The organism is Streptomyces sp. NPDC086023 (assembly GCF_044540325.1).
Taxonomy (GTDB): Bacteria; Actinomycetota; Actinomycetes; order Streptomycetales; family Streptomycetaceae; genus Streptomyces.
Window position 1 is genome coordinate 113,393 of record NZ_JBITRX010000006.1, and the last position, 24,088, is coordinate 137,480.

A 24,088-nucleotide genomic window follows, 5' to 3' on the forward strand; every position below is an offset into this window, starting at 1 on the left:
ATGAGTTTCCCGCTTCTGACGGCGACGGCCGCGCTCCCCGCGGCCGGCGCGATCCTCACGGCGGCCGTACCGGCCGCCCGCAGGACCGCCGCCAAGTGGCTCGCGCTGCTCTTCTCGCTGGCGACGCTCGTCCTGGCCGCGCTGGTCGCGGTCCGCTTCGAGCCGGGCGGCGCGCGCTACCAGCTCACGGAGTCCCACGAGTGGATCCCGGACTTCGGGGTGAGCTACCAACTGGGCGTCGACGGCATCGGGGTGGCGCTGATCGCACTCACCGCGCTGCTGGTCCCGTTCGTGATCGCGGCCGGCTGGCACGACGCCGACCCCCTGGAGACCACGTCGAGCCGGTGGCGGCCGACCCAGGGCTTCTTCGCCCTGATCCTCATGGTCGAGGCGATGGTGATCATCTCCTTCGAGGCCACCGACGTCTTCCTCTTCTACATCTTCTTCGAAGCCATGCTGATCCCGATGTACTTCCTCATCGGCGGCTTCGGGGACCGGGCCCACAGCGGTACCGACGAGAACGCGGCCGCCCAGCGCTCGTACGCGGCGGTCAAGTTCCTGCTCTACAACCTGGTCGGCGGCCTGATCATGCTGGCCGCGGTGATCGGCCTGTACGTGGTCACCGGCACCTTCTCCCTCACGGAGATCGCCGACCTGCGCGCCGCGGGCAAGATCGACATGGCGACCAACACCGAGCGGCTGCTGTTCCTCGGCTTCTTCTTCGCCTTCGCGGTGAAGGCCCCGCTGTGGCCGCTGCACACCTGGCTGCCCAACGCGATGGGCGAGGCCACCGCCCCGGTCGCCGTGCTGATCACCGCGGTGGTCGACAAGGTCGGCACCTTCGCGATGCTCCGCTTCTGCCTCGGCCTCTTCCCCGAGGCCAGCAAGTGGGCCACCCCGGTGATCCTGGTGCTCGCCCTGATCAGCATCGTCTACGGCGCGCTGCTCGCGGTGGGCCAGCGGGACATCAAGCGGCTGGTCGCCTACGCGTCGATCTCGCACTTCGGCTTCATCATCCTGGGCATCTTCGCGATGACCTCCCAGGGCCAGTCCGGCGCCACCCTCTACATGGTCAACCACGGCCTGTCGACGGCGGCGCTGATGCTGGTGGCCGGCTTCCTGATCTCGCGCCGCGGCTCCCGCCTCATCGCCGACTACGGCGGTGTGCAGAAGGTGGCGCCGGTGCTCGCCGGCACCTTCCTGATCGGCGGCCTGGCCACCCTCTCGCTGCCCGGCCTCGCGCCGTTCGTCAGCGAGTTCCTGGTACTGGTCGGCACCTTCGCCCGGTACCCCGTGGTCGGTGTGATCGCCACGGTCGGCATCGTGCTGGCCGCGCTCTACACGCTGGTCCTCTACCAGCGGACCATGACCGGACCGGTCAAGGAGGAGGTCCGGTCCATGCCGGACCTGCGCGTGCGCGAACTGCTCGTCGTGGCCCCGCTGATCGCCCTGCTGATCTTCCTGGGCGTCTACCCGAAGCCGCTCACCGAGATCGTGAACCCGGCCGTCCGTCACACCATGTCCGACGTGCACGAGAAGGACCCCCAGCCCGAGGTGGAGGCGGCCAAGTGAGCGCACCCGTAATGGCCCTGGCGGCGCTCGCCGCCGACCCCGTCGAGCGGATCCCGGCCCCGCACATCGAGTACGCACAGCTCTCGCCGACCCTGATCGTGGTCGGCGCCGCGATCGTCGGCGTCCTGGTGGAGGCCTTCGTACCGCGCAGGTTCCGCCACTACACCCAGGTGTTCCTCGCGGTCGCCGCCCTGGCCTCTGCCTTCGCGGCCGTGGTCGGTCTGGCCGCCGCCGGGTACGGGACCACCAAGGCCCACATCGCGGCCATGGGCGCCATCGCGGTGGACGGTCCCGCCCTGTTCCTCCAGGGCACGATCCTGCTCGCCTCGATCGTGGCCGTGTTCACCTTCGCCGAGCGGCGGCTCGACCCCCGCGCCCACGGCAACAAGGTGGACTCCTTCGCCGCCCAGGCGGCGTCCGTCCCGGGCAGCGAGAGCGAGAAGGCCGCGGTCAAGGCCGGGTTCACCACCTCCGAGGTGTTCCCGCTGGCCCTCTTCGCCATCGCGGGCATGCTGGTCTTCCCCTCGGCGAACGACCTGCTGACCCTGTTCGTCGCGCTGGAGGTCTTCTCCCTGCCGCTGTACCTGCTCTGCGCCGTCGCCCGCCGCCAGCGGCTGATGTCGCAGGAGGCCGCGGTGAAGTACTTCCTGCTGGGCGCCTTCTCCTCGGCGTTCCTGCTGTTCGGCATCGCCCTGATGTACGGCTACGCCGGCACGGTCACGTACGCCGGGATCGCCGACGTCGTCGACGGCACCGCCGTCACCATCGACCCGGCGCTCGCGGACACCATGGGCAACGACGCGCTGCTGCTGATCGGCGGCGCCCTGATCCTGACGGGCCTGCTCTTCAAGGTCGGCGCGGTGCCGTTCCACATGTGGACCCCCGACGTGTACCAGGGCGCCCCGACCCCGGTGACCGGCTTCATGGCCGCCGCCACCAAGGTCGCCGCCTTCGGTGCGCTGCTGCGCCTGCTGTACGTGGTGCTGCCGGGCCTGCGCTGGGACTGGCGCCCGGTGATGTGGGGCGTCGCGATCGTCACGATGCTGGCCGGTGCGGTGATCGCGGTCACCCAGACCGACGTGAAGCGCCTGCTGGCGTACTCCTCGATCGCGCACGCGGGCTTCATCCTGGCCGGTGTCATCGCCACCACCCCGGCGGGCATCTCCTCGGTCCTCTTCTACCTGGGCGCGTACTCCTTCGTGACGATCGGCGCCTTCGCCGTGGTCACGCTGGTGCGCGACGCGGGCGGGGAGGCCACCCACCTGTCCAAGTGGGCCGGCCTCGGCCGTCGTTCGCCGCTGGCCGCCGCGGTCTTCGCGGTGTTCCTGCTGGCCTTCGCGGGCATCCCGCTGACCTCCGGCTTCGCCGGCAAGTTCGCCGTCTTCAAGGCGGCGGCCGAGGGCGGGGCCGGGGCGCTGGTCGTGGTCGGCGTAATCTCGTCCGCGATCGCGGCGTTCTTCTACATCCGGGTGATCGTCCTGATGTTCTTCAGCGAGCCGAAGGCGGACGGCCCGACCGTCGCCGTGCCGTCGCCGCTGACGATGTCGGCGATCGCGGTGGGCGTGGCGGTCACCCTGGTCCTGGGCCTGGCGCCGCAGTACTTCCTGAACCTGGCGAGCCAGGCGAGCGTGTTCGTGCGCTGATCCGACCGTACGGCCGAAGGGCCCGCTCCCCGTTCGGGGAGCGGGCCCTCGTGCGTGCTCGCGGCTATTCCGGGCGGCGCGCGGTGACCGTGGTGAGGTCCAGGTCGAGGGGGAAGGGGACCGAGACCTTGAGCCGATCGCGGAAGATGCCCGTGCAGACGTAGACGCCGGTGGCGGGTTCGAGCTCGTTCACGTAGACGACGGCGCGGCCCCCGTCGTTCTCCACCCGCCAGTAGTGGGGGATACCGGCGCGGGCGTACTTGAGGGGCTTGACCTCGCGGTCGCGCTCCACGGACTCGGGCGAGACGACCTCGACCGCCAGCCGGACCGACGCGGCGGGCAGCCGCGCCTGATCGAGGTCTTCGTCGTCATCGTCGGGAACGACGATGACGTCGGGCTCGGGCCGGTTGCGCCGGTCGATGTCGATGGTGAACTCGCGCAGAACCTCGAAGCCCTCCGGCGCGAGCGAGAGGAGCTGGTATTCGAAGAAGCGCACCGCGCGCAGGTGGAACCGGGTTTGCGGACTCACGAAGACGAGACTCCCGTCGATCAGCTCCGTGTGCGGAGGCAGGTTCGGAAGCCGGTCCAGGTCGTCGGCGGTCCAGCCACCCTCGGGAGGGATCGGCCAGTGGATCTCGGGATCGACGCTCATCAGTGGTGCTCCCATGCGACGCAGTCTCGCGAGTCCGACCAGCCTATCGCCGGGGAACGGAGGAGAGCCGCCCGCATGTGTGAATGGCATATGCGCGTTGACCCGGCCGGGGGAGTCCCCTTCCGGCCCGCGGGGCGGCGGGCCGGAAGGGGAGGCGTCAGCGGCCGGCCGGGGTGATGGTGCCGGTGACCTCGCCGAGGCCGATGCGGGTGCCGTCGGGGCCCGGGGCCCAGGCGGTGAGGGTGACGGTGTCGCCGTCCTCCAGGAAGGTGCGCTTGCCCTCGGCCAGCTCGATCGCGTCGCGGCCGTTCCAGGTCAGCTCCAGCAGCGAGCCGCGCTGGTTCACCTCGGGGCCGCTGACGGTGCCGGAGCCGTAGACGTCGCCGGTGCGCAGGGAGGCGCCGTTGACCGTCATGTGGGCCAGCTGCTGGGCGGCGGTCCAGTACATGGTGGCGAACGGCGGGTGGGCCACCTCCTGGCCGTTGATCGACACCGTGATGCGCAGGTCGTACCCGCCGGGCTCGACGGCCGCGTCGTCCAGGTACGGCAGGAGCGGGAAGTCGCGCGCCGGGGGCGTCACGCGGGCCGCGTCGAGGGCCTCCAGCGGGGTCACCCAGGCCGAGACGGAGGTGGCGAAGGACTTGCCGAGGAACGGGCCGAGCGGCACGTACTCCCAGGCCTGGATGTCGCGCGCGGACCAGTCGTTGAGCAGGAAGAGGCCGAAGACGTGCTCGCGGAAGTCCGCCAGCGCGACCGGCTCGCCCATCGTGGAGGGGGTGCCGACGACGAAGCCGACCTCGGCCTCGATGTCGAGCTTGACGCTCGGGCCGAAGACGGGCGCCGGGTCGGCGGGGGCCTTGCGCTGGCCGGAGGGGCGCACGACGTCGGTGCCGGAGACCACGAGGGTGCCCGAGCGGCCGTGGTAACCGATGGGCAGGTGCTTCCAGTTGGGCGTCAGCGCGTCGCCGTCGGGGCGGAACATCCGGCCGACGTTGGTGGCGTGGTGCTCGCTCGCGTAGAAGTCGACGTAGTCGGCGACCTCGTACGGCAGGTGCAGCGTGACGGCGTCCAGCGGGAACAGCAGGGGCTCGACCGCGGCGCGGTGCGCCGGGTCGGTGACCCACTCGGTGAGCGCGGCGCGCACGGCGGTCCAGGTGGCGCGCCCGGCCGCGAGGAGCGGGTTCAGCGTGGGGGCGCCGAGCAGGGCGGCGTGCGGGGAGCCGAGCGCGGCGGCGACGGCGCCCGCGTCGAGGACGTGCGCGCCGATGCGCACTCCAATGCGCCGGGTGGATTCGTCACCGGTCGAGAACACGCCGTACGGCAGATTGTGCGGACCGAAAGGGTCACCCTCGGGGAGGTCCAGGGGGCTCTGCTCGGGCATGGGGTGCTGCCTCGCTTTCACGCGGTCCGGGGGTGTCCCGGCGTACACAGTGCGGAGCACACGTTACGTGGGGGGCGGGCGGTTCGGGAGGCCGGGTTCGGGGGCTATTTATATGACTTGTCCATAAGGATCCCGGTGTTGATCCGTATCCTTGACGCCGTGACTTCGGCTCTTCCGTACGCCCTGATCGCCACCGACCTCGACGGCACGCTGCTGCGCGCCGGGGACACCATCTCACCCCGCTCGTACGCGGCGCTCGCGCGGGCGCGCGCCGCCGGCGCCCAGCACATCGTGGTCACCGGGCGCCCCGTCCCCCAGGTGCGGCACGTCCTGGACGGACTGGGGTACGGGGGGCTCGCGGTGTGCGGGCAGGGAGCACAGCTGTACGACGCCGGGGTGGGCCGGATGCTCAGCTCCGTGACGCTGGACCGGGAGCTGGCGGAGGTGGCCCTCGGCAAGATCGAGGCGGAAATCGGCGAGGTGTACGCGGCCGTCGACCGGGACGGCGTGGACGCGGAGATGGTGATGGCCCCCGGCTACCGGATGGGGCACCGCCCGCACCTCCCGGTGGTCCGGGTCCCGCAGCGGGCGGCGCTGTGGGCCTCGCCGATCACGAAGGTGCTGCTCCAGCACCCGCGGCTGGACGACGACGAACTGACGCGGGTGGCGCGGGGCGTGGTCGGGCACATGGTGAACGTGACGATGGCGGGGGAGCACACGGTGGAACTCCAGCCGCCGGGGGTGACGAAGGCGAGCGGGCTGGCGCTGGCGGCCGGTGCGCTGGGGCTGCCGGCGTCGTCGACGATCGCCTTCGGCGACATGCCGAACGACATCCCGATGTTCGCCTGGGCCGGGCACGGCGTGGCGATGTCCAACGCGCACCCCGAACTCCGCGCGGTGGCCGACGAGATCACCCTCTCGAACGAGGAGGACGGCATCGCGGTCGTCCTGGAACGCCTCTTCGCGTAGCGCTAGGCGGGGGCGGGGCCCGTGCCGGGCCCGTGCCGGGTGCCGTTGGTTGCCGGGGGCGCGGTGTGTGTGCCGGGTGCGGTTGCTTGCCGGGGGCGCGGTGCGTGTGCCGGGTGCGGGCCCGCACCCGGCATGGGACCCGCACCCGGCACAGGCGCGGCGCCCGGCGCGGCGCCCGGCACGGGACCGGCGCGGCGCCCGGCACGGGACCGGCGCGGCGCCCGGGGGCGGCCCGGCGGGGGCGGGGTCAGCCGGCGGTGCGCGGGATCCGGCGTTCCCACGTGCGGTGGAAGGCGACTTCGTCGGACTCGCGGCAGACGACCTCGTTCCGGACGACGAACGCCTCCGCATCGCACTCCGTCGACGACACCGTCGACACCCGCACGTCCCACCCGGCATCCGCCCGGTGCAGCCGGATCCGCCACTCGGAGCGCGCCCGGGCCGACAGCGGGTCCGCGTCCTGGATCTCGTACACCTCCAGCGCGTCCTCCTCGAACTCCAGGCCGTCCGGGTACACCCGCTTCCCCCCGTACCGCGGGTCCACCTCCAGGCGCCACGCGCCCGCGGCCACGTCCCGCACCACCACCCGCTCCGGCCGCGGCTCGTCCAACGTCTCCGGGAAGGTCACACCGAGCGGCGGCGCCTGCTCCGGCTCCTCGAAGGCCACGCCCTCCGACGGCGTCCGCGCCCGTACCGGCAGGTCCAGCGAGCTGCCCGCCGGGTCCAGCGTCCACCCGGCCTCCGACCCGGCCCGGGGCCAGATCCACGGCCAGTACGCCGACGACAGCGCGAGCCGGATCCGGTGGCCGGGCGGGAAGCTGTGGCCGATGCCGTTCAGCTCGAAGGCCACCGACTGCACCGAGCCCTTGGGCCAGTCCACGGACCGGTCGCGGCCCTCCCGCGCGCCCAGGTTCAGCGCGCCCCGCGTCACCAGCGTGGAGGAGCCGTCCGGGGCCACGTCGCAGAGCCGGGCGACGACCTGCCCGTGCGGTACGTCCATCCGCAGCCGGAGCCGGACCACCGGCCGCCCCAGCACGTCCACCGGCCCCCCGTCCACCGCGAACTCGAAGCAGGCCGACTTCGCGTCCTCCTCCCGCTGGTCGGGCGGCAGGTCCGAGACGTTGCCGAAGGGGAAGAAGCGCCCCGCGTCCAGCCCCGTGTGCTGCGGCGAGGCCACCTGCACCGGCTCGCCCTGCAGCTCGTACCGCACGGGCGCGACGTTCGGAGAGGGCCAGGCAGGGTCGCCCACCCAGCGGCCGTCGAGCCGCTCGTACGTGGTCGCGGGCGGGTGCGAGTCGCTGATCCAGGAGCGCAGCAGCGGCTCGGCGAGCACCCCGGTGTCCTCGCCCTTGAGCCAGTGGTCCCACCACCGCAGGGTCTCCTGGAGGAAGCCGATCGCCGGGCCGGGCGGCAGCCCCCGGTCCGGGTACTGGTGCGACCAGGGGCCGATGATCCCGCGCACCCGGTCGGCCGGCAGGGCCGAGACGAGCCGCAGCACCGTGTCGCGGTACGGGTCGTGCCAGCCGCCCACCGCCAGCACGGCGGCGCGCACCGCCCCGTAGTCCTCGCAGACGCTGCCGTGCCGCCAGTACGCGTCCCGCGTCTGGTGGGCCAGCCACGTGTGGACGAGCGGCTCCAGGGACTCCAGCCGGTCCAGCCACCGCTCCCGCCAGCCCTCGCCCGCGTACAGCGGGTCCGGCGGCCGGGCGGCGAAGGCCAGCATGGTCGCCGCCCAGGCGTGCATGTCCACGCCCAGCACCGAGCCGCCCATGTAGTGGACGTCGTTGTCGTAGCGGTCGTCGGTGGAGCAGACCGTCACCACGGCCTTCAGCGCCTCGGGCGCCAGCGCCGCGATCTGCAGGCTGTTGAAGCCGCCCCAGGAGATGCCGAACATGCCGACCGCGCCCGTGCACCACGGCTGGGCGGCCAGCCACTCCACCACCGCGACCCCGTCGGCCAGCTCGCGGGCGTCGTACTCGTCGCCCGGCCGGCCGTCGCTGTTGCCGTGCCCGCGCAGGTCCACCCGGACGGACGCGTAGCCGTGGCCGGCGTACCAGGGGTGGCGCTGCCAGTCGCGGGGCGCGGTCCAGTCGGTGAGCCGGTACGGCAGGTACTCCAGCAGCACCGGCACGGCCTCGTCCGTCACCGGGCGCCAGATCCGCGCGTACAGCCGCGTCCCGTCCGGCAGCGGGATCCAGACGTCCTCGCGGGTGGTCTCGTAGGGGAACTCCGTACGGATGGTGGTCACACGGTCCCTCCGGCGTCAGTGGACGGGGTGCATCGTGCGCCGCAGCCACGGCGCGAGGGCGAGCACGGCCAGGCCGGCGACGATCGCGACGGCGCCGTTGAGGCCGAAGTACACGGGGTCGGAGACGGTGCCGTAGAGCTTGACCACCTGGGCCTGGATGCCGTTGGCGAGGGCCAGCGACAGGAACCACAGGGCCATGGTCTGGCCGGCGAAGGCCTTGGGCGCCAGCTTGGTGGTGGCGGACATGCCCGAGGTCTCCAGCAGTACGTCGCCCAGGGCGAGCAGCAGGTACGAGCCGACGATCCACCAGGCGGCGATCTTGTACGCGTCGCCTCCGTGCCCGGAGGTCGGCACGACCATCAGCAGGAAGGACAGGCCGCCCAGCAGCACCCCGATGGCGATCTTGTTCGAGGCGTGCGGCTGGCGGTGGCCCATCCGGGCCCACACGGCGGCCACCACCGGGGCCAGCGCCACCTCGAACGCGCCGAGCGCGGAGGCGTACCAGCTCGCGGGGAAGTCGAAACCGAGGATGGTGGTCCTGGCGTTCGCCGAGGCCAGCAGCATCATCGTCGAGTACGCCTGGAAGAGGATGAAGTTGAAGGCCACCGAGGCGAGGAAGAGCACCACGTACGGGCGGAGCCGGCCGCGCTCCGCGGCGCTCACCCGCGGGCTGCGGAACATCACCGCGAAGTAGACGGCCGGGGCGACCACCGAGACCAGGGTGAGCAGGTCCACGAACCGGTCCATGGTCAGCCACCCCGCGGCCGCCGAAAGCCCGCACAGCACCGCGGCGGCGGCCGTCCCGCCGATGATCAGCCGGACCGTGCGCCGCATGGCGTCGGGGGCCAGGGTGAACTCGGCGGCGTGCCGGCGCCCGGCCAGGTGGCGGCGGCCCGCGACGTACTGGACCAGGCCGGCCGTCATGCCGACGGCGGCGGCCGAGAAGCCCCAGTGCCAGCCCTGGTGCTCGCCCAGCCAGCCGGTGATCAGCGGACCGGCGAAGGCGCCGATGTTGATGCCCGTGTAGTAGAGGGCGAAGCCGGCGTCGCGCCGGTCGTCGTCCGTCCGGTAGAGCCTGCCGACCATGCTGGCGACGTTCGGCTTCAGCAGGCCGGTGCCGGCGCTGATCAGGCCCAGGCCGGCCCAGGTCATCGCGGTGGTGGGGACGGCCATGGCGTAGTGGCCGCAGGCGATCAGGACGCCGCCCCACAGCACGGCCCGGTACGAGCCGAGGATCCGGTCGGCGAGCCAGCCGCCGGCGACCGACACGAGGTACACCATGGTCCCGTAGGCCGCCGAGACGGAGGCGGCCGTGCCCGGGTCCATGCCGAGGCCGCCGTTCGCCACGGAGTCGGCGAAGTACAGGACGAGGATCGCCTGCATGCCCAGGAACGAGAAGCGCTCCCAGACCTCCAGTCCGGACAGCGTGGCGAGCCCCCGCGGGTGGCCGAGGAAGGCGTGGTCGTCGCCCGGCGGGGGCTGGTCGGCGGCGGGGTTCCCGCCGCCGGGTTCGTGGGGCTCGGTATCGGTGACAGTGTTAGACAAAACGGATTCTCCGGGTCGTATCAGCTGCTCTAGAACATACCGGCGCTGATCGGGCGCTGCGCGGGGGCTGGAGCACGGCCGCTCTCCGAGATCGAAAACGGACCGGATACGCTGACTTGAGTGATGGCAGCGACACATCGACAAACCGTGTGAGTCAGCAGACAGGAGTACCCCTCGTGACCGTCGTCGGGCCGTTCGGACTGAGCGTGCGGGACCAGGCTCTTGAGACCGATGTCCAGGCCGGACTGGCGGCCGTCGAGGAGGGTCTGCTCGAAGCCACCAAGAGTGACGTCCCCTTCATCACCGAGGCCGCGCAGCACCTGGTGCGCGCCGGTGGCAAGCGTTTCCGCCCGCTGCTCGTGATGCTCGCCGCGCAGTTCGGGGACCCGCACACGCCGCGGATCGTGCCGTCCGCCGTGGTGGTGGAGCTCACGCACCTGGCCACGCTGTACCACGACGACGTCATGGACGAGGCGGACGTGCGCCGGGGCGTGCCCAGCGCGAACGCCCGCTGGGGCAACTCGGTGGCCGTCCTGACGGGTGACTTCCTCTTCGCCCGCGCCTCGCACATCCTGGCCGACCTCGGCCCGGAGGCCGTCCGCATCCAGGCCGAGGCCTTCGAGCGGCTGGTCACCGGCCAGATCCTGGAGACCGCGGGCCCGCGCGACGGCCGGGACCCGGTCGAGCACTACCTGGAGGTCATGGCCGGCAAGACGGGTTCGCTCGTCGCCGTGTCCTGCCGCTTCGGCGCGATGATGTCCGGCGCCGACGAGAGCGTCGTCGACATCCTCACCCAGTACGGCGAGCGCCTCGGCCTCGCCTTCCAGCTGGCCGACGACGTGCTGGACGTTGCCTCCGACTCCCACGAGTCCGGCAAGACCCCGGGTACGGACCTGCGCGAGGGCATCCCGACGCTGCCCGTGCTCCGGCTGCGCGAGCTGGCGGCCCGCGACGGCCGGCCGGAGGACCTGGACCTCGTGGCACTGCTGGACAGCGACCTCACCGACGACGCCCGGCACGCCGAGGCGCTGGCCCGGCTGCGGGTGCACCCGGCGCTGGAGCAGGCCCGCCGCGACACCATCCGGTACGCGGAGGAGGCGCGGTCCACGCTGGCGCCGCTGCCCGAGTGCTTCGCCAAGGCCGCGCTCCAGGAGCTGTGCGACGCGGTCGTCCACCGCGCGGGCTGAGCCCGACGCGGGTGCGACCTCCGGCCCCCCGTCCCCTACGGGATGGGGGAGGCGGCGCCCTTTCGTGTCATCCCTGCGTAGTACGCGGAGTTGAATCCGTGGGCTGACGCTCCGGCGGCTCCCGTTTGGTCAGATGGATGCACCATCCCCACCACATCGGGTGACACGGAGGCAGGACGAAGATGGCACCGAACGTAAGCGGAAACCCCGAGGGCGCTCAGGCCGAAGAGGCCGCGGACCTCCGGGCGGGCCGCCGCAAGGCCGCCCGGTACGTCGTACCGGTAGCGGTGGCGGGCGTGGCCGCCGCGACGATCGGGCTGGTCCCGGCGCTCGCGGCCAACGGCAGCCCCGATCTGCCGAAGATCTCGGCACAGGAGCTCATCGAGAAGATCGCCGCGTCGGACACGCAGCAGCTGTCCGGCACGGCCAAGGTCAGCACCGACCTCGGACTGCCGTCCTTCGCGGACGGCCTGCTCGGCGGCGCGCTGGGCGGCGGAGGCGGCGCCGGCGGCGGCTCGGCGAACCCGGAGGACCGGCTCGCCGAGCTGGTCACCGGCACCCACACCTTCAAGGTCGCGGCCGACGGCCCGGACCGCCAGAAGCTCACCTTCGTGGACGGCCCGGACGAGTACAGCCTCATCCACAACGGCAAGGACGTGTGGGGCTACGACAGCAAGTCCGGCCAGGTCTTCCACGACACCGAGGAGGCGCACGAGGGCGGCCCGCGCCACAAGACGGCCGACCGCGTGCCCGCCACCCCGAAGGAGATCGCCCAGGAGGCGCTGAAGGCGGCCGGTCCGACGACCGACGTCAGCGTGGGCGACACCGCGCAGGTCGCCGGCCGGGACGCGTACCAGCTGGTCCTCACGCCCAAGCAGAGCGGCTCCACGATCGGCTCGGTCAAGATCGCGGTGGACGGGAAGAACGGCACCCCGCTGCGCGTCCAGGTGATCTCCAGCGAGGGCGGCAAGCCGATCCTCGACGCGGGCTTCACCAAGGTCGACTTCTCGAAGCCGGCCGCGGACACCTTCTCCTTCGCCCCGCCCAAGGGCGCCAAGGTGACCGAGGGCAAGGACGCCGAGAAGGAGTTCGGCAAGGGCGGCAAGCACGGCAAGGGCGGCCACGAGGAGGCGCTCAGGCAGCTGGAGTCGCTGCCGGGTCTGGGCGGCCTGACGGGGGGTCTGGCCGGCGGCGCCGGTGCCGAGGGCGGCGAGACGAAGGTCATCGGCGAGGGCTGGGCCACGATCGCCGAGATCAGCGTCCCGGGCGGCAAGGGCCTGAACGCGGTCAAGGGCGAGAAGGACGTCCCGAAGCAGGCCCAGACCTTCCTCGACTCCATCGGCGACAAGGTCTCCGGGAAGTTCGGCGAGGGCCGGATCCTGTCGACCCGCGTGGTCAACGCGCTCGTGACCGACAACGGCAAGGTGTACGTCGGCGCGGTCACCAAGGACGCGCTGCTGAAGGCGGCCAACGCCGCCAAGTAGCCCGGCGCCGCCAAGTAGCCCGGCGCCGCCAAGTAGTCGGGCGCCGCCCGGAGTCCGGCGCCGCGAGCGGTGCGGCGCCGCCCGGTGGCGGGGCGGTCACGGAGACGGCAGGGGGTGGCCCGGGACGTGTGTCCCGGGCCACCCCCTGCCCGTTCCGGTGTCCCGTACAGCGCGGCCGCTGTACGGTTGACGGCATGTCGAGACACGTCACCATCCGCCTGGACGAGGAGTTCCACGACCGCCTCAAGGCGCGGGCGGCGGCCCTGGGGACGACCGTCACCGCGCTGATCACCGAGGTCACCGAGCGCGAACTGGACCAGGACCGGCGCGATTTCCTGGCCGGGATCGAGGAGTTCGCCGACCACTGGGGCTACTTCCAGAAGCGGTTCGGCACTTGAAGATCACCGAGGAGTGGGCCTGGACGGCACTGGCCCACCACCTGCCCTCCGACCCGGCGGTCTGGGACCCCTCGGGCGTGGTCGCCGCGGTGGCCCGCCACCAGAGCGACCTGGTGCTGCTGCCGGACGCGCCGCCCCCCGACATCGCCTGGCGGGCCGCCGCGTTCCTGCACACGCTGGCCGTGTGCCCGGCCCTGGAATCGCCGATGAACGAGTTCTACGCCGCCGCCGCGACCCGCTCGTACCTGCGCGTGGCCGGGGCGGACCGGCTCCCCTCCCCCGAACTCCTCGGCGACCTGGTCGAGGCGGCCAAGCTGGGGAAGGCCGACATCGCGGCCGTCGCGGACGAACTCCGCTCACGCATCGAACCCGCTCCCGTGGAACTCTGACCACGGGAGCGGGTTCGTTTCCTCAGCCTTGGCGAGCGCTCGTCGGCGGCCGGCTCAGAAGGTGATCTTCCAGCTGTTGATGTAGCCGATGTCCTGGGCGGCGGCGTCGCGCACCCGCAGGTTCCAGACGCCGTTCGCGACCTCGCTGGAGGCGTTGACGGTGTAGCTCTGGACGAGGTTGTCGGCGCTGCCGCCGCTGCGGTTGTGCAGGTTGTAGACCGAGCCGTCCGGGGCCACCAGGTCCACGATCAGGTCACCGCGGTAGGTGTGGACGATGTTCACGTCGACCTTGGTGGTGGCCGGCGCGTTGCCCGTGACTCCGGAGACCGTGATCGGCGAGTTCACCGCGGCCGCGGGGTAGTCCGGGATGTTCACGTCCGTGGTGCTCTCGAAGGACGGGCCGGGCGGGACCGGGGTCGAGGCGCCCAGGTTCCAGATCGCGTAGGCGACCGCGTCGCTGTTCCGGTCCAGCGCGGTGTCGTTGATGTTCGACGTCGTGTCGCAGGAGGAGTGGTAGCAGCGGTCGAAGGCCTGGCCGGCCGTGCCGCCCCACTTCTGCGCCTGGGCGCTGGTCTTGGTGTTGCTGGCGCCCGTGAAGAGGCCGCCCACGGCTATGCCGACGTTCTTGAACGACGCGTGGTCGGACCGGCCGTCGCCCTCGGTCTCTATCTCCGTCGGGACGCCGATGCCCGCGAAGTAGGTCTTGAAGGTCTGCTCGATCGTGGGGTCGTCGTCGTAGACGAAGTACCCCGGGTTCGGCGATCCGATCATGTCGAAGTTCAGGTAGCCCGAGATCTTCGCGCGCTCGGTGCTGGGCAGCTGGTTCACGTAGTACTTCGACCCGACCAGGCCCAGCTCCTCCGCGCCCCACCAGCCGAAGCGGAGGTGCTTGGTGGGCTGGAGCCCGGCCCGGGAGACGGCCAGCGCGGTCTCCAGGACGGCGGCGGAGCCCGAGCCGTTGTCGTTGATGCCGGGACCCGAGCTGACCGAGTCGAGGTGCGAGCCGGCCATCAGGACCGAGTTCGGGTCGCCGCCGGGCCAGTCGGCGATCAGGTTGTAGCCCGTGGCGCCGCTGGAGGTGAAGGTCTGCAGCGTGGTGGTGTAGCCGGCGGCGTCGAGCTTGGCCTTCACGTAGTCGATCGAGGCCTTGTAGCCGGTGCGCCCGTGCGCGCGGTTGCCGCCGTTGTTCGTCGCGATCGTCTGGAGCTGGGACAGGTGCGCCTTGACGTTCGCGAGGGGGATGTCCGGCGGGGTCGGCGCTTCGGCCACGGCCGCGGGGGCGGCGAGCGCGGCGGGGGCGGTGGAGGCGAACAGGCCCGCGACCGCGAGTGCGGTCACGGCGGCCAGCCGCCGGGGGACGGAGAGGCTCATGTGGGGGCTCCGGTATTCCGAACGGGGACAGAACGGAACGTGCGAGGTCAGTGCAGTGGAGCGGCTCGAGCGGCGAGAGCTGTCCTGGCGGCAGCAGCTGTCCGAGCTGGTGGAGCGACCGTGCGTGCCTGATGTTCAGTGAGAGCCTGACTCTCCGTCAAGAGCATTATTCGGTCAGGTGTGTTCGTCATACGGACAAGCGCCCGTACGGAAGTCCGTACGGGCGCCTGCGCGTGTGAGTCTGATGGGTTGGGCTGTTACGTGGGAGACGCGGCCTCCCGCACCGGTGCGGGAGGTGCCGCCTCCGCCGTACGCCGGGCCGGCGCGGCCCGCGTGCGGTGCGCGGTGCGCAGCGCGTCCCAGGTCAGCAGCACCAGCGCCGCCCACACCAGCGCGAAGCCGGCCCACCGCTCGGGCGGCATGGCCTCGTGGAAGTACAGGACGCCGAGCGCGAACTGGAAGAGCGGCGCGAGGTACTGCAGCATCCCCAGCGTGGAGAGCGGCACCCGGATCGCGGCGGCGCCGAAGCAGACCAGCGGTACGGCGGTCACGACCCCGGTCGCGGCGAGCAGGGCCGCGTGGCCCGTGCCCTCGGTGCCGAAGGTGGACTGCCCCGCGGAGCCGAGCGAGAGCAGGTAGCCGAGGGCGGGCAGGAACTGGATGGCGGTCTCGGCGGCGAGGGACTCCAGCCCGCCGAGGTTGACCTTCTTCTTGATCAGGCCGTACGTGCCGAAGGAGAAGGCCAGCGTCAGTGCGATCCAGGGCGGCCGCCCGTAGCCGATGGCGAGCACCAGCACCGCCGCGAAACCGATGCCGACCGCCACCCACTGCAGCGGCCGCAGCCGCTCGCCGAGCAGCAGCACGCCCATGGCGATCACGACGAGGGGGTTGGCGAAGTAGCCGAGCGAGGCCTCGACGACGTGGTCGTTGTTGACCGCCCAGATGTAGACGCCCCAGTTCACCGTGATCACGGCGGCCGCGGCGGCGGTCAGCGCCAGCCGGCGCGGCCGGCGCACCAGCTCGCGTATCCAGCCCCAGCGGCGCAGCGCCAGCAGGGCCACGCCCACCACGGCCAGGGACCACACCATCCGGTGCGCGAGGATCTCGACCGCGCCCGACGGCTTCAGCAGCGGCCAGAAGAGGGGGACCAGCCCCCACATGCCGTAGGCGCCGAACCCGTACAGCAGCCCCGTCCGCTGCTCACTGCGTACCTTCACGGACCCTCCAGAGCTGCCGTACGCCAACCTCTCGACGGTAGCTTTCGGACACCCCTCGTGTCATGCCCGTAAATACGTGACGCTCATGACCGCATTCCGGACGCAGCCCGGCCCGGACGGCCCGGACCGGGCTGATCCGGGACGGAGGGCCGGGCCGGATCAGGCCAGGGCCCGGGAGATGGCCTCGGCCACCGGCGTCGTCGGACGCCCGATCAGCCGGCGCAGGTCCCCGCCGGTTCCGGCCAGGGCGCCGCGCGAGATCGCGGCGTCGACGTCGACCAGGACCGCGGCGAAGCCCTCCGGCAGCCCGGCGCCCTTGAGGACCTCCAGGTGCGCGGCGGCCGGCAGGTCGGAGTGGACGACCGGCCGGCCCGACTGGGCCGCGACCTCGGCGGCGTACTCGGCCAGGCTCCAGGCGTGGTCGCCGCTCAGCTCGTACACGGCGTTCAGGTGCCCCTCGCCGGTCAGGACGGCGGCGGCCGCGGCGGCGTAGTCGGCCCGGGCGGCGGAGGCGATCCGGCCGTCCCCGGCGCTGCCCACGACCGCGCCGTGCTCCAGGACCGCGCCCAGGTTGGCGGTGTAGTTCTCGTGGTACCAGCCGTTGCGCAGGAAGGTGTAGGGCAGGCCGGAGGCGAGGATCGCCGTCTCGGTCTCCTTGTGCTCGGCGGCCAGCTCGAAGTCCGCCTCGGGCCCGCCGAGGATTCCGGTGTACGCGAGCTGCGCGACGCCCGCGGCCCGGGCGGCCTCGATCACCGCGGTGTGCTGCGCGACGCGGCGGCCGATCTCGTTGCCGGAGATCAGCAGGACGCGGTCGCCGGCGCGGAAGGCGCCGGCCAGGGTCTCGGGCCGGTCGTAGTCGGCCACCCGCAGCTCCACGCCGCGGGCGGCGAGAGCGGCGGCCTTGGCCTCGTCGCGGACGACGGCGGCGATCTCTCCGGCCGGGTCCCGGTCCAGCAGCTCGTCGATGACGAGGCGGCCCAGGGCTCCGGTGGCTCCGGTGACGACGATGCTCATGGTGGCGCTCCTTCGGTGCGGCGGGGACGTGCCGTTGCGATGGCACTACCTTACAGAAAGCGCTAACTTTTTGAAAGTGGTGGCTCCTCCGGGTCCGGACATGCGGAAGCCCGGGCCTCCCGCAGGGGGCCCGGGCTTCCGCAGGTACGGTCCGCCGCTGGACTGGCCCGGGACTAGCCCACGACCGTCCAGGTGTCGTTCCCGGTCAGCAGTGCGCCCAGGTCGCCCTTGCCGCGCTGCTCGATGGCGTCGTCGAGCTGGTCCGCCATCTGCGTGTCGTACACCGGCCGCGCCACGCTGCGGAACACGCCGATCGGCGTCTGGTGCAGGGTGTCGGGGTCGGCCAGCCGGGAGAGCGCGAAGGCCGTGGTCGGCGACGCGGAGTGCGCGTCGTGGACCAGCACCGAGCCCTCGTTCTCCGGGGTCACCTCGACCACCTTCAGGTCGCCGGTCGCCGGGTCGCGGACGACGCCCTTGTGGTTGCCGGCCCCGAAGCGGATCGGCTGCCCGTGCTCCAGCCGGATCACGGCCTCCTGCGCCTGGTCCTTGTCCTTCAGGACCTCGAAGGCGCCGTCGTTGAAGATGTTGCAGTTCTGGTAGATCTCCACCAGCGCAGTGCCGTCGTGGTCGGCCGCCGCGCGCAGCACCTCGGTGAGGTGCTTGCGGTCGGAGTCGACGGTCCGGGCCACGAAGGAGGCCTCGGCGCCGATCGCCAGCGACACCGGGTTGAAGGGCGCGTCCAGCGAGCCCATCGGCGTGGACTTGGTGATCTTGCCGATCTCGGAGGTGGGGCTGTACTGGCCCTTGGTCAGGCCGTAGATCCGGTTGTTGAACAGCAGGATCTTGAGGTTGACGTTCCGGCGCAGGGCGTGGATCAGGTGGTTGCCGCCGATCGACAGCGCGTCGCCGTCACCCGTGACCACCCACACGCTCAGGTCCCGGCGCGAGGACGCCAGGCCCGTCGCGATGGCCGGGGCGCGGCCGTGGATGGAGTGCATCCCGTAGGTGTTCATGTAGTACGGGAAGCGCGAGGAGCAGCCGATGCCGGAGACGAAGACGATGTTCTCCTTCGCCAGGCCGAGCTCGGGCATGAAGCCCTGTACGGCGGCGAGCACCGCGTAGTCACCGCAGCCGGGGCACCAGCGGACCTCCTGGTCCGACTTGAAGTCCTTCATGGACTGCCGGGCCTCGGCCTTGGGGACCAGGGAGAGCAGGGAGTGGGCCGTCGTCTCAGTCATTGATGGCCTCCTTGAGGACCTTCGCGAGCTGCTCCGCCTTGAAGGGCATGCCGTTGACCTGGTTGTACGACTGGGCGTCGACCAGGTACTTCGCCCTCAGCAGCATCGCGAGCTGGCCGAGGTTCATCTCGGGCACCACTACCTTGTCGTAACGCTTCAGGACCTCGCCCAGATTCCGGGGGAAGGGGTTCAGGTGGCGCAGGTGGGCCTGGGCGATCGGGACGCCGGCGATCCGCAGCCGCCGTACCGCGGCCGTGATCGGGCCGTACGTGGAGCCCCAGCCGATGACCAGGGTCCGCGCGCCGTCCGGATCGTCCACGTCGAGGTCGGGCACCTCGATGCCGTCGATCTTGGCCTGGCGGGTGCGGACCATGAAGTCGTGGTTGGCCGGGTCGTACGAGATGTTGCCCGTGCCGTCCTGCTTCTCGATGCCGCCGATCCGGTGCTCCAGCCCGGGGGTGCCGGGGACCGCCCACGGGCGGGCCAGCGTCTCGGGGTCGCGCTTGTACGGCCAGAAGACCTCGGTGCCGTCGGCCAGCGTGTGGTTCGGGCCGGTGGCGAACCGCGTCCGCAGGTCGGGCAGCTCCTCCACGTCCGGGACGCGCCAGGGCTCGGAGCCGTTGGCCAGGTAGCCGTCGGACAGGAGGAAGACCGGCGTGCGGTACGTGAGCGCGATCCGCGCCGCGTCGAGGGCGGCGTCGAAGCAGTCCGCGGGGGTCCGCGGGGCCACGACCGGGACCGGGGCCTCGCCGTTGCGCCCGTACATCGCCTGGAGCAGGTCGGCCTGCTCGGTCTTGGTCGGCAGGCCGGTGGACGGGCCGCCGCGCTGGATGTCGACGATCAGCAGCGGCAGCTCCAGCGAGACCGCCAGGCCGATCGTCTCCGACTTCAGCGCGACACCCGGGCCGGAGGTGGTGGTCACGGCCAGCGCGCCGCCGAAGGCCGCCCCCAGGGCGGCGCCGATGCCCGCGATCTCGTCCTCGGCCTGGAAGGTCCGCACGCCGAAGTTCTTGTGCTTGCTCAGCTCGTGCAGGATGTCCGAGGCCGGGGTGATCGGGTACGAGCCCAGGTAGAGCGGCAGGTCCGCCTGCTGCGAGGCGGCGACCAGGCCGTACGAGAGGGCCAGGTTCCCGGAGATGTTCCGGTAGGTGCCGGGCGGGAAGGCCCGGGTGGCCGGCGCCACCTCGTAGGAGACGGCGAAGTCCTCCGTGGTCTCGCCGAAGTTCCAGCCGGCCCGGAAGGCGGCCACGTTCGCCTCGGCGATGTCCGGCTTCTTGGCGAACTTCTGCCGCAGGAAGTTCTCCGTGCCCTCGGTGGGCCGGTGGTACATCCAGCTGAGCAGGCCCAGCGCGAACATGTTCTTGCTGCGCTCGGCCTCCTTGCGGGAGAGCCCGAAGTCCTTCAGGGCCTCGACCGTCAGGGTGGTCAGCGGTACCGGGTGGACGCTGTACGCGTCGAGCGAGCCGTCGTCCAGCGGCGAGGTCTCGTAGCCGACCTTGGCCATCGGGCGCTTGGTGAACTCATCGGTGTTGATGATGATCTCCGCGCCGCGCGGCACGTCGCCGATGTTCGCCTTGAGCGCCGCCGGGTTCATCGCCACCAGGACGTTCGGGGCGTCGCCCGGCGTCAGGATGTCGTGGTCGGCGAAATGCAGCTGGAAAGAGGAAACGCCCGGCAGGGTGCCTGCGGGCGCGCGGATTTCGGCGGGGAAGTTCGGAAGTGTCGAAAGATCGTTGCCGAAGGACGCCGTCTCGGAGGTGAAACGGTCACCCGTCAGCTGCATGCCGTCACCCGAGTCACCCGCGAAGCGGATGATCACGCGGTCGAGCTTGCGGACTTCCTTTTCGCCCTGTGCCGCCGTGCCGCCGGCGTCCGCGGGCGTGCGCTGCTCCCCGACGACGGCCTCATCGGCCCCGTCGGCCTGCTCGGCTGGGCTACTGACCTGGCTGGTCACTGAACTGGACCTCCTTCGAGGCGTGAGCGTCCCAAGGCCAACCCTACGTCGGTAAGGGTGCCCTTCCTGGGGCCTCTCATATGCTGGACGCAGAAATGAGACGGCCATCCGTGTGGGACGGCTTGCCATGGGCGGATATTCCGGCTTCCGGCTAGCTGACAGAGTGTCAGGCAGTCAGGAATTCAGGTAGGTGAGAACGGCGAGGACCCGCCGGTGATCCCCGTCACTCGGCGACAGGCCGAGCTTCATGAAGATGTTGCTGACGTGCTTCTCCACCGCGCCGTCGCTGACGACCAGCTGCCTGGCGATCGCGGAATTGGTCCGGCCCTCGGCCATCAGGCCCAGCACCTCGCGCTCCCGCGGGGTCAGCCCCGCCAGTACGTCCTGCTTGCGGCTGCGGCCGAGCAGCTGGGCGACGACCTCGGGGTCGAGGGCGGTACCACCCCGCGCCACGCGGACCACCGCGTCAACGAACTCTCGTACCTCGGCTACCCGGTCCTTGAGCAGGTAGCCGACCCCGGTGCTGGACCCGGCCAGCAGTTCCGTGGCGTACTGCTCCTCCACGTACTGCGACAGGACCAGCACGCCTATGCCGGGGTGGTCGCGGCGCAGCTTCACCGCGGCCCGCACGCCCTCGTCGGTATGGGTGGGCGGCATCCGCACGTCGGCCACCACCACGTCCGGCAGGCCGTCCTCGGCCGCGAGGTCCGCGACCGTCTTGAGCAGGGCTTCCGCGTCCCCGACGCCCGCCACGACGTCGTGCCCCCGATCGGTCAGCAGCCGGGTCAGGCCCTCACGGAGCAGCACTGAATCCTCGGCGATGACCACCCGCACCCTGTCCTGCTCCACGTCTCAACCGCTCCCGCGTTCGCTCGTGCCGAATCCGGCGTGCCGTGTCCGGCGGTACGAGCCAAGCATCGCAGTCTCGTGGGTGGGTTGAGGCCAGCCGGGGCACCCGGCGGGGTGCGGGTTTTCGCTTTTCATGGATCTGCAAGCGCGCCGCTGCGCGGCGGCCCGGGCGGAGGCCCTCCCTCCGCCCGGGCCGCCCCCGCAGCGGGTCAGCCCCGCCAGGGGAGCTCGGCCGTGACCGTCGTACCGACGCCCTCGGGGGAGTCGACGACCAGGACGCCGTCCACCGCGTCCAGCCGCTCCGCCAGCCCCGCGAGCCCGCCGCCCGCGCCGGCCCGCGCCCCTCCCGTGCCGTCGTCGGCCACCTGGAGCAGCAGCCGGTCGCCCGAGCGCCACACGTCCACGCTCGCCGTGCGGGCGCGGGCGTGCTTGCTGACGTTCTGCAGCAGCTCGGAGACCGTGAAGTACGCGATGCCCTCGATCGCCGGAGCCGGCCGGCCGGGCAGGTCCACCCGTACCCGGACCGGCACGGTGCAGCGGGCGGCCACCGACGAGAGCGCGGCGTCCAGGCCCCGGTCGGTGAGGACCGCCGGGTGGATCCCGCGGGCCAGGTCCCGCAGCTCCTGGAGGGCGATCTTCACCTCGCCGTGCGCCTCGTCGACCATCCGCGCCGCGGCATCCGGGTCCTCGGCCAGCTTCTCCTTGGCCAGGCCCAGGTCCATCGCCAGCGCGACCAGCCGGGCCTGGGCCCCGTCGTGCAGGTCCCGCTCGATGCGCCGCAGGTCGGCGGCGGCCGTGTCCACCACCACGCCCCGGTCCGACTCCAGCTCGGTCACCCGCGTGGCCAGCCGGGACGGCCCGAGCAGCCCGGCCACCAGCATCCGGTCGACCGTGGTCAGGCCCCGCACCACCCAGGGTGTGACCAGCACGAGCACGATGCCGATCAGGGACGCGCCGGCGATCCGGAGCGGGCCGTCCAGGTAGAGGCCGTCGCCGTGGCCGTCACCGTAGAGCTGGAGGCCGGGCTGGTCGGTGAAGGTGGGGAAGACCCAGTACCAGGCGGGGTACAGCGCCATCGACCAGCCGTAGGCCATCAGTGTCAGGGCCACGCAGAAGGAGGAGACCGCCCAGGGGAAGTGGATCACCATGTAGAGGGCGTGGCGCCAGTTCGCACCGCTCTTGAGCATCGCGCCCATCCAGGAGAGCGCCCCCGCCTTGCGCCGCGGCTCCGGCTCCGGGTCGGCGACGTCCCGGCCCAGCATGGTCCGCGCCCGGGCCCGCTCGACGGCCCCGAAGCCCCGGAAGACCCCGAGGGAGGCGGCCAGCAGCGGGACGCCGAGGAAGGTCACCAGCAGGCCGGCGCCCGCGGAGAGCAGCGTGATCGCCACGCAGAAGTACAGGGTGGCGAACGGAAAGCCGATCATGATGTACCCGAACTCGCGCCAGGTGCGCCCCTCGAAGGGGGCGCTCAGCAGGGTGGACCGCCCGGGCCGCCGCTGATCGATGTCCATGGGAACCATCCGTCCTGTCGTGTGTCCGGGCCCGTCCCGGTCTGCCGGGCCGCCGCTGCCGCCGCTTCCGTTCGTGCCCCCAGCCTCGTCGGCGGGGTCCCGCCGCGACCATGCGGCGCGTCGGTCTCCTCGACGGGGGGTTAACCCCACCCCGTACCGGCCCGGTCAGTGCACCCGGTCCCGCCACGGCAGCTCCGCCGTGACCGTCGTACCGACGCCCTCGGGGGAGTCCACGACGAAGACGCCGTCCACCGCGCCCAGCCGCTCCGCCAGCCCGGCGAGCCCGCTGCCCCGGTCCTGCCGCGCCCCGCCCGCGCCGTCGTCGGTGACCCGCAGCAGCAGCCGGTTGCCCGAGCGCCACACGTCCACGCCTGCCGTGCGGGCCCGGGCGTGCTTGCTGACGTTCTGCAGCAGCTCGGAGACGGTGAAGTAGGCGATGCCCTCGATCGCCTCGGCCGGGCGGGCCGGCAGGTCCACCGACACCTTCACCGGCACGGTGCAGCGGGCGGCCACCGAGGAGAGCGCGGCGTCGAGACCCCGGTCGGTGAGGACCGCCGGGTGGATCCCGCGGGCCAGGTCCCGCAGCTCCTGGAGGGCCAGCTTCACCTCGCCGTGCGCCTCGTCCACCATCGCCGCGGCCGCGTCCGGGTCCTCCAGCAGCTTTTCCTTGGCCAGGCCCAGCCCCATGGCCAGCGCGACCAGCCGGGCCTGGGCCCCGTCGTGCAGGTCCCGCTCGATGCGCCGCAGGTCGGCGGCGGCCGTGTCCACCACCACGCCCCGGTCCGACTCCAGCTCGGCGATGCGCCGTTCCAGCTCGTCGGAGGGCGAGAGCAGCCCCCGCACCATCGCGCGGTCCGCGTTCGTCAGCGCCCGGGCGACGTACGGGAGCACCGGCCACAGCACGAGCAGCCCGATCAGCGTGACGGAGAAGGTCAGCACGCCCCAGGGCAGCCGGATGGCGCCGTACAGCACGCTCCGCCAGCCGACCGGGTCCTTCAGGCTCGTCCACAGCCAGGGGAAGAAGCCGGGGCGGGTGGGGATGGGGGTCGGCTCGTCGACGTGCGTGCCCAGCAGCAGCCGGGCGCGTATCCGCTCCGCCTTGCCGAGCTGGCGGGAGCCGAGCAGGCCGGCCGCCATCAGGGGGAGACCGATGGCGGTGATGGCCAGGCCGCCCGATACGCCAATCATGAAAACCACGTAAACAAATCCGATGAGCGCCATCGGCAGGTTCCAGAGGAGGTAGCCGATCTCCCGCCAGGTCACCGCGTCGAAGGCGGGGCGTACGGGCGGGGGCCGGTCGTCGCCGGCGGAAGGGAAGGCGCTCGTGGTCATGGGGCACAGCCTGCCGTGTGCCCGGCAGCCGCTGCCATGGGGTGGCCGGGCCTCGTGAACGGGGGATAACCCCACCCCGCATTTGGCAGGCCCTAGACTCCCGTGCGTAACAGAACGTCGACAGTGGTCACAGA

The 24,088-nt window shown here is 72.0% G+C and carries 19 protein-coding genes; 7 read left to right on the forward strand and 12 right to left on the reverse strand.

Annotated elements, in window-relative coordinates:
* Together ACIF6F_RS14190 and nuoN are read left to right on the forward strand one after the other, a co-directional pair.
* Window positions 1-1,572, forward strand: a complete 1,572-nt coding sequence (locus ACIF6F_RS14190) for an NADH-quinone oxidoreductase subunit M (RefSeq protein WP_399945872.1) — start codon at window positions 1-3, stop codon at window positions 1,570-1,572.
* 11 nt (window positions 1,573-1,583) lie between these two features.
* Complete coding sequence (gene nuoN / locus ACIF6F_RS14195; RefSeq protein WP_399946515.1) at window positions 1,584-3,215, forward strand: NADH-quinone oxidoreductase subunit NuoN; 1,632 nt, start codon at window positions 1,584-1,586, stop codon at window positions 3,213-3,215.
* A gap of 64 nt (window positions 3,216-3,279) precedes the next feature.
* On the opposite strand, the gene ACIF6F_RS14200 is transcribed toward nuoN, so the two are convergent.
* Entirely contained in the window at window positions 3,280-3,867 is a 588-nt protein-coding gene (locus ACIF6F_RS14200) for a Uma2 family endonuclease (protein ID WP_399945874.1), read from the reverse strand.
* A gap of 157 nt (window positions 3,868-4,024) precedes the next feature.
* A complete protein-coding gene (gene fahA, locus ACIF6F_RS14205; RefSeq protein ID WP_399945876.1) occupies window positions 4,025-5,248 on the reverse strand; it encodes a fumarylacetoacetase in 1,224 nt (407 codons plus the stop codon).
* A 159-nt stretch (window positions 5,249-5,407) separates the two neighbouring features.
* On the opposite strand from fahA, the gene ACIF6F_RS14210 reads away from it, so the two are divergent.
* Entirely contained in the window at window positions 5,408-6,217 is an 810-nt protein-coding gene (locus ACIF6F_RS14210) for an HAD-IIB family hydrolase (RefSeq protein ID WP_399945878.1), read from the forward strand.
* A 247-nt stretch (window positions 6,218-6,464) separates the two neighbouring features.
* On the opposite strand, the gene ACIF6F_RS14215 is transcribed toward ACIF6F_RS14210, so the two are convergent.
* Both ACIF6F_RS14215 and ACIF6F_RS14220 read right to left on the reverse strand, forming a co-directional pair.
* Window positions 6,465-8,465, reverse strand: coding sequence for a CocE/NonD family hydrolase (locus ACIF6F_RS14215; protein ID WP_399945881.1), 2,001 nt, complete (start codon window positions 8,463-8,465; stop codon window positions 6,465-6,467).
* 15 nt (window positions 8,466-8,480) lie between these two features.
* Window positions 8,481-10,010 (reverse strand): peptide MFS transporter, encoded by a 1,530-nt coding sequence (locus ACIF6F_RS14220; RefSeq protein ID WP_399945883.1) that lies wholly within the window; start codon window positions 10,008-10,010, stop codon window positions 8,481-8,483.
* 176 nt (window positions 10,011-10,186) lie between these two features.
* On the opposite strand from ACIF6F_RS14220, the gene ACIF6F_RS14225 reads away from it, so the two are divergent.
* The 4 genes from ACIF6F_RS14225 to ACIF6F_RS14240 all read left to right on the forward strand — a co-directional run bounded on the left by ACIF6F_RS14225 (window position 10,187) and on the right by ACIF6F_RS14240 (window position 13,468).
* Window positions 10,187-11,197 carry a polyprenyl synthetase family protein gene (locus tag ACIF6F_RS14225; RefSeq protein WP_399945886.1) on the forward strand — a complete coding sequence of 337 codons (1,011 nt, stop codon included), beginning with the start codon at window positions 10,187-10,189 and terminating at the stop codon, window positions 11,195-11,197.
* 182 nt (window positions 11,198-11,379) lie between these two features.
* Window positions 11,380-12,681, forward strand: a complete 1,302-nt coding sequence (locus ACIF6F_RS14230; RefSeq protein WP_399945888.1) for an outer membrane lipoprotein carrier protein LolA — start codon at window positions 11,380-11,382, stop codon at window positions 12,679-12,681.
* 194 nt (window positions 12,682-12,875) lie between these two features.
* Window positions 12,876-13,079, forward strand: coding sequence for a hypothetical protein (locus ACIF6F_RS14235; RefSeq protein WP_399945891.1), 204 nt, complete (start codon window positions 12,876-12,878; stop codon window positions 13,077-13,079).
* On the forward strand, window positions 13,076-13,468 hold the full coding sequence (locus ACIF6F_RS14240) for a hypothetical protein (RefSeq protein WP_399945893.1): 393 nt from the start codon (window positions 13,076-13,078) through the stop codon (window positions 13,466-13,468). The genes ACIF6F_RS14235 and ACIF6F_RS14240 overlap by 4 nt, the downstream gene beginning before the upstream one ends.
* A gap of 54 nt (window positions 13,469-13,522) precedes the next feature.
* Here ACIF6F_RS14240 and ACIF6F_RS14245 read toward each other — a convergent pair whose 3' ends face one another.
* The 8 genes from ACIF6F_RS14245 to ACIF6F_RS14280 all read right to left on the reverse strand — a co-directional run bounded on the left by ACIF6F_RS14245 (window position 13,523) and on the right by ACIF6F_RS14280 (window position 23,954).
* A complete protein-coding gene (locus ACIF6F_RS14245) occupies window positions 13,523-14,839 on the reverse strand; it encodes a M28 family metallopeptidase (RefSeq protein WP_399945895.1) in 1,317 nt (438 codons plus the stop codon).
* Window positions 14,840-15,096: 257 nt separating this feature from the next.
* Entirely contained in the window at window positions 15,097-16,056 is a 960-nt protein-coding gene (gene rarD / locus ACIF6F_RS14250) for an EamA family transporter RarD (RefSeq protein ID WP_399945897.1), read from the reverse strand.
* Window positions 16,057-16,215: 159 nt separating this feature from the next.
* On the reverse strand, window positions 16,216-17,070 hold the full coding sequence (locus tag ACIF6F_RS14255) for an SDR family oxidoreductase (RefSeq protein WP_399945900.1): 855 nt from the start codon (window positions 17,068-17,070) through the stop codon (window positions 16,216-16,218).
* A 173-nt stretch (window positions 17,071-17,243) separates the two neighbouring features.
* Complete coding sequence (locus tag ACIF6F_RS14260) at window positions 17,244-18,308, reverse strand: 2-oxoacid:ferredoxin oxidoreductase subunit beta (RefSeq protein WP_399945903.1); 1,065 nt, start codon at window positions 18,306-18,308, stop codon at window positions 17,244-17,246.
* Window positions 18,301-20,262, reverse strand: coding sequence for a 2-oxoacid:acceptor oxidoreductase subunit alpha (locus ACIF6F_RS14265; protein ID WP_399945906.1), 1,962 nt, complete (start codon window positions 20,260-20,262; stop codon window positions 18,301-18,303). Before ACIF6F_RS14265 ends, ACIF6F_RS14260 begins: the two co-directional genes overlap by 8 nt.
* Before the next feature lie 174 nt (window positions 20,263-20,436).
* Window positions 20,437-21,096 (reverse strand): LuxR C-terminal-related transcriptional regulator, encoded by a 660-nt coding sequence (locus ACIF6F_RS14270; RefSeq protein WP_399946517.1) that lies wholly within the window; start codon window positions 21,094-21,096, stop codon window positions 20,437-20,439.
* 224 nt (window positions 21,097-21,320) lie between these two features.
* Window positions 21,321-22,631 (reverse strand): sensor histidine kinase, encoded by a 1,311-nt coding sequence (locus ACIF6F_RS14275; RefSeq protein ID WP_399945909.1) that lies wholly within the window; start codon window positions 22,629-22,631, stop codon window positions 21,321-21,323.
* Window positions 22,632-22,787: 156 nt separating this feature from the next.
* A complete protein-coding gene (locus ACIF6F_RS14280; RefSeq protein WP_399945911.1) occupies window positions 22,788-23,954 on the reverse strand; it encodes a sensor histidine kinase in 1,167 nt (388 codons plus the stop codon).
* Window positions 23,955-24,088: the final 134 nt, after the last annotated feature.

Bases quoted from the DNA above. Each gene is read 5' to 3' on its own strand.
- ACIF6F_RS14235 (WP_399945891.1), top strand. From the start codon at position 12,876: ATGTCGAGACACGTCACCATCCGCCTGGACGAGGAGTTCCACGACCGC.
- ACIF6F_RS14200 (WP_399945874.1), bottom strand. From the start codon at position 3,867: ATGAGCGTCGATCCCGAGATCCACTGGCCGATCCCTCCCGAGGGTGGC.
- ACIF6F_RS14280 (WP_399945911.1), bottom strand. From the start codon at position 23,954: ATGACCACGAGCGCCTTCCCTTCCGCCGGCGACGACCGGCCCCCGCCC.
- ACIF6F_RS14230 (WP_399945888.1), top strand. From the start codon at position 11,380: ATGGCACCGAACGTAAGCGGAAACCCCGAGGGCGCTCAGGCCGAAGAG.
- fahA (WP_399945876.1), bottom strand. From the start codon at position 5,248: ATGCCCGAGCAGAGCCCCCTGGACCTCCCCGAGGGTGACCCTTTCGGT.
- ACIF6F_RS14260 (WP_399945903.1), bottom strand. From the start codon at position 18,308: ATGACTGAGACGACGGCCCACTCCCTGCTCTCCCTGGTCCCCAAGGCC.
- nuoN (WP_399946515.1), top strand. From the start codon at position 1,584: ATGGCCCTGGCGGCGCTCGCCGCCGACCCCGTCGAGCGGATCCCGGCC.
- ACIF6F_RS14245 (WP_399945895.1), bottom strand. From the start codon at position 14,839: ATGAGCCTCTCCGTCCCCCGGCGGCTGGCCGCCGTGACCGCACTCGCG.
- ACIF6F_RS14190 (WP_399945872.1), top strand. From the start codon at position 1: ATGAGTTTCCCGCTTCTGACGGCGACGGCCGCGCTCCCCGCGGCCGGC.
- ACIF6F_RS14255 (WP_399945900.1), bottom strand. From the start codon at position 17,070: ATGAGCATCGTCGTCACCGGAGCCACCGGAGCCCTGGGCCGCCTCGTC.
- ACIF6F_RS14275 (WP_399945909.1), bottom strand. From the start codon at position 22,631: ATGGTTCCCATGGACATCGATCAGCGGCGGCCCGGGCGGTCCACCCTG.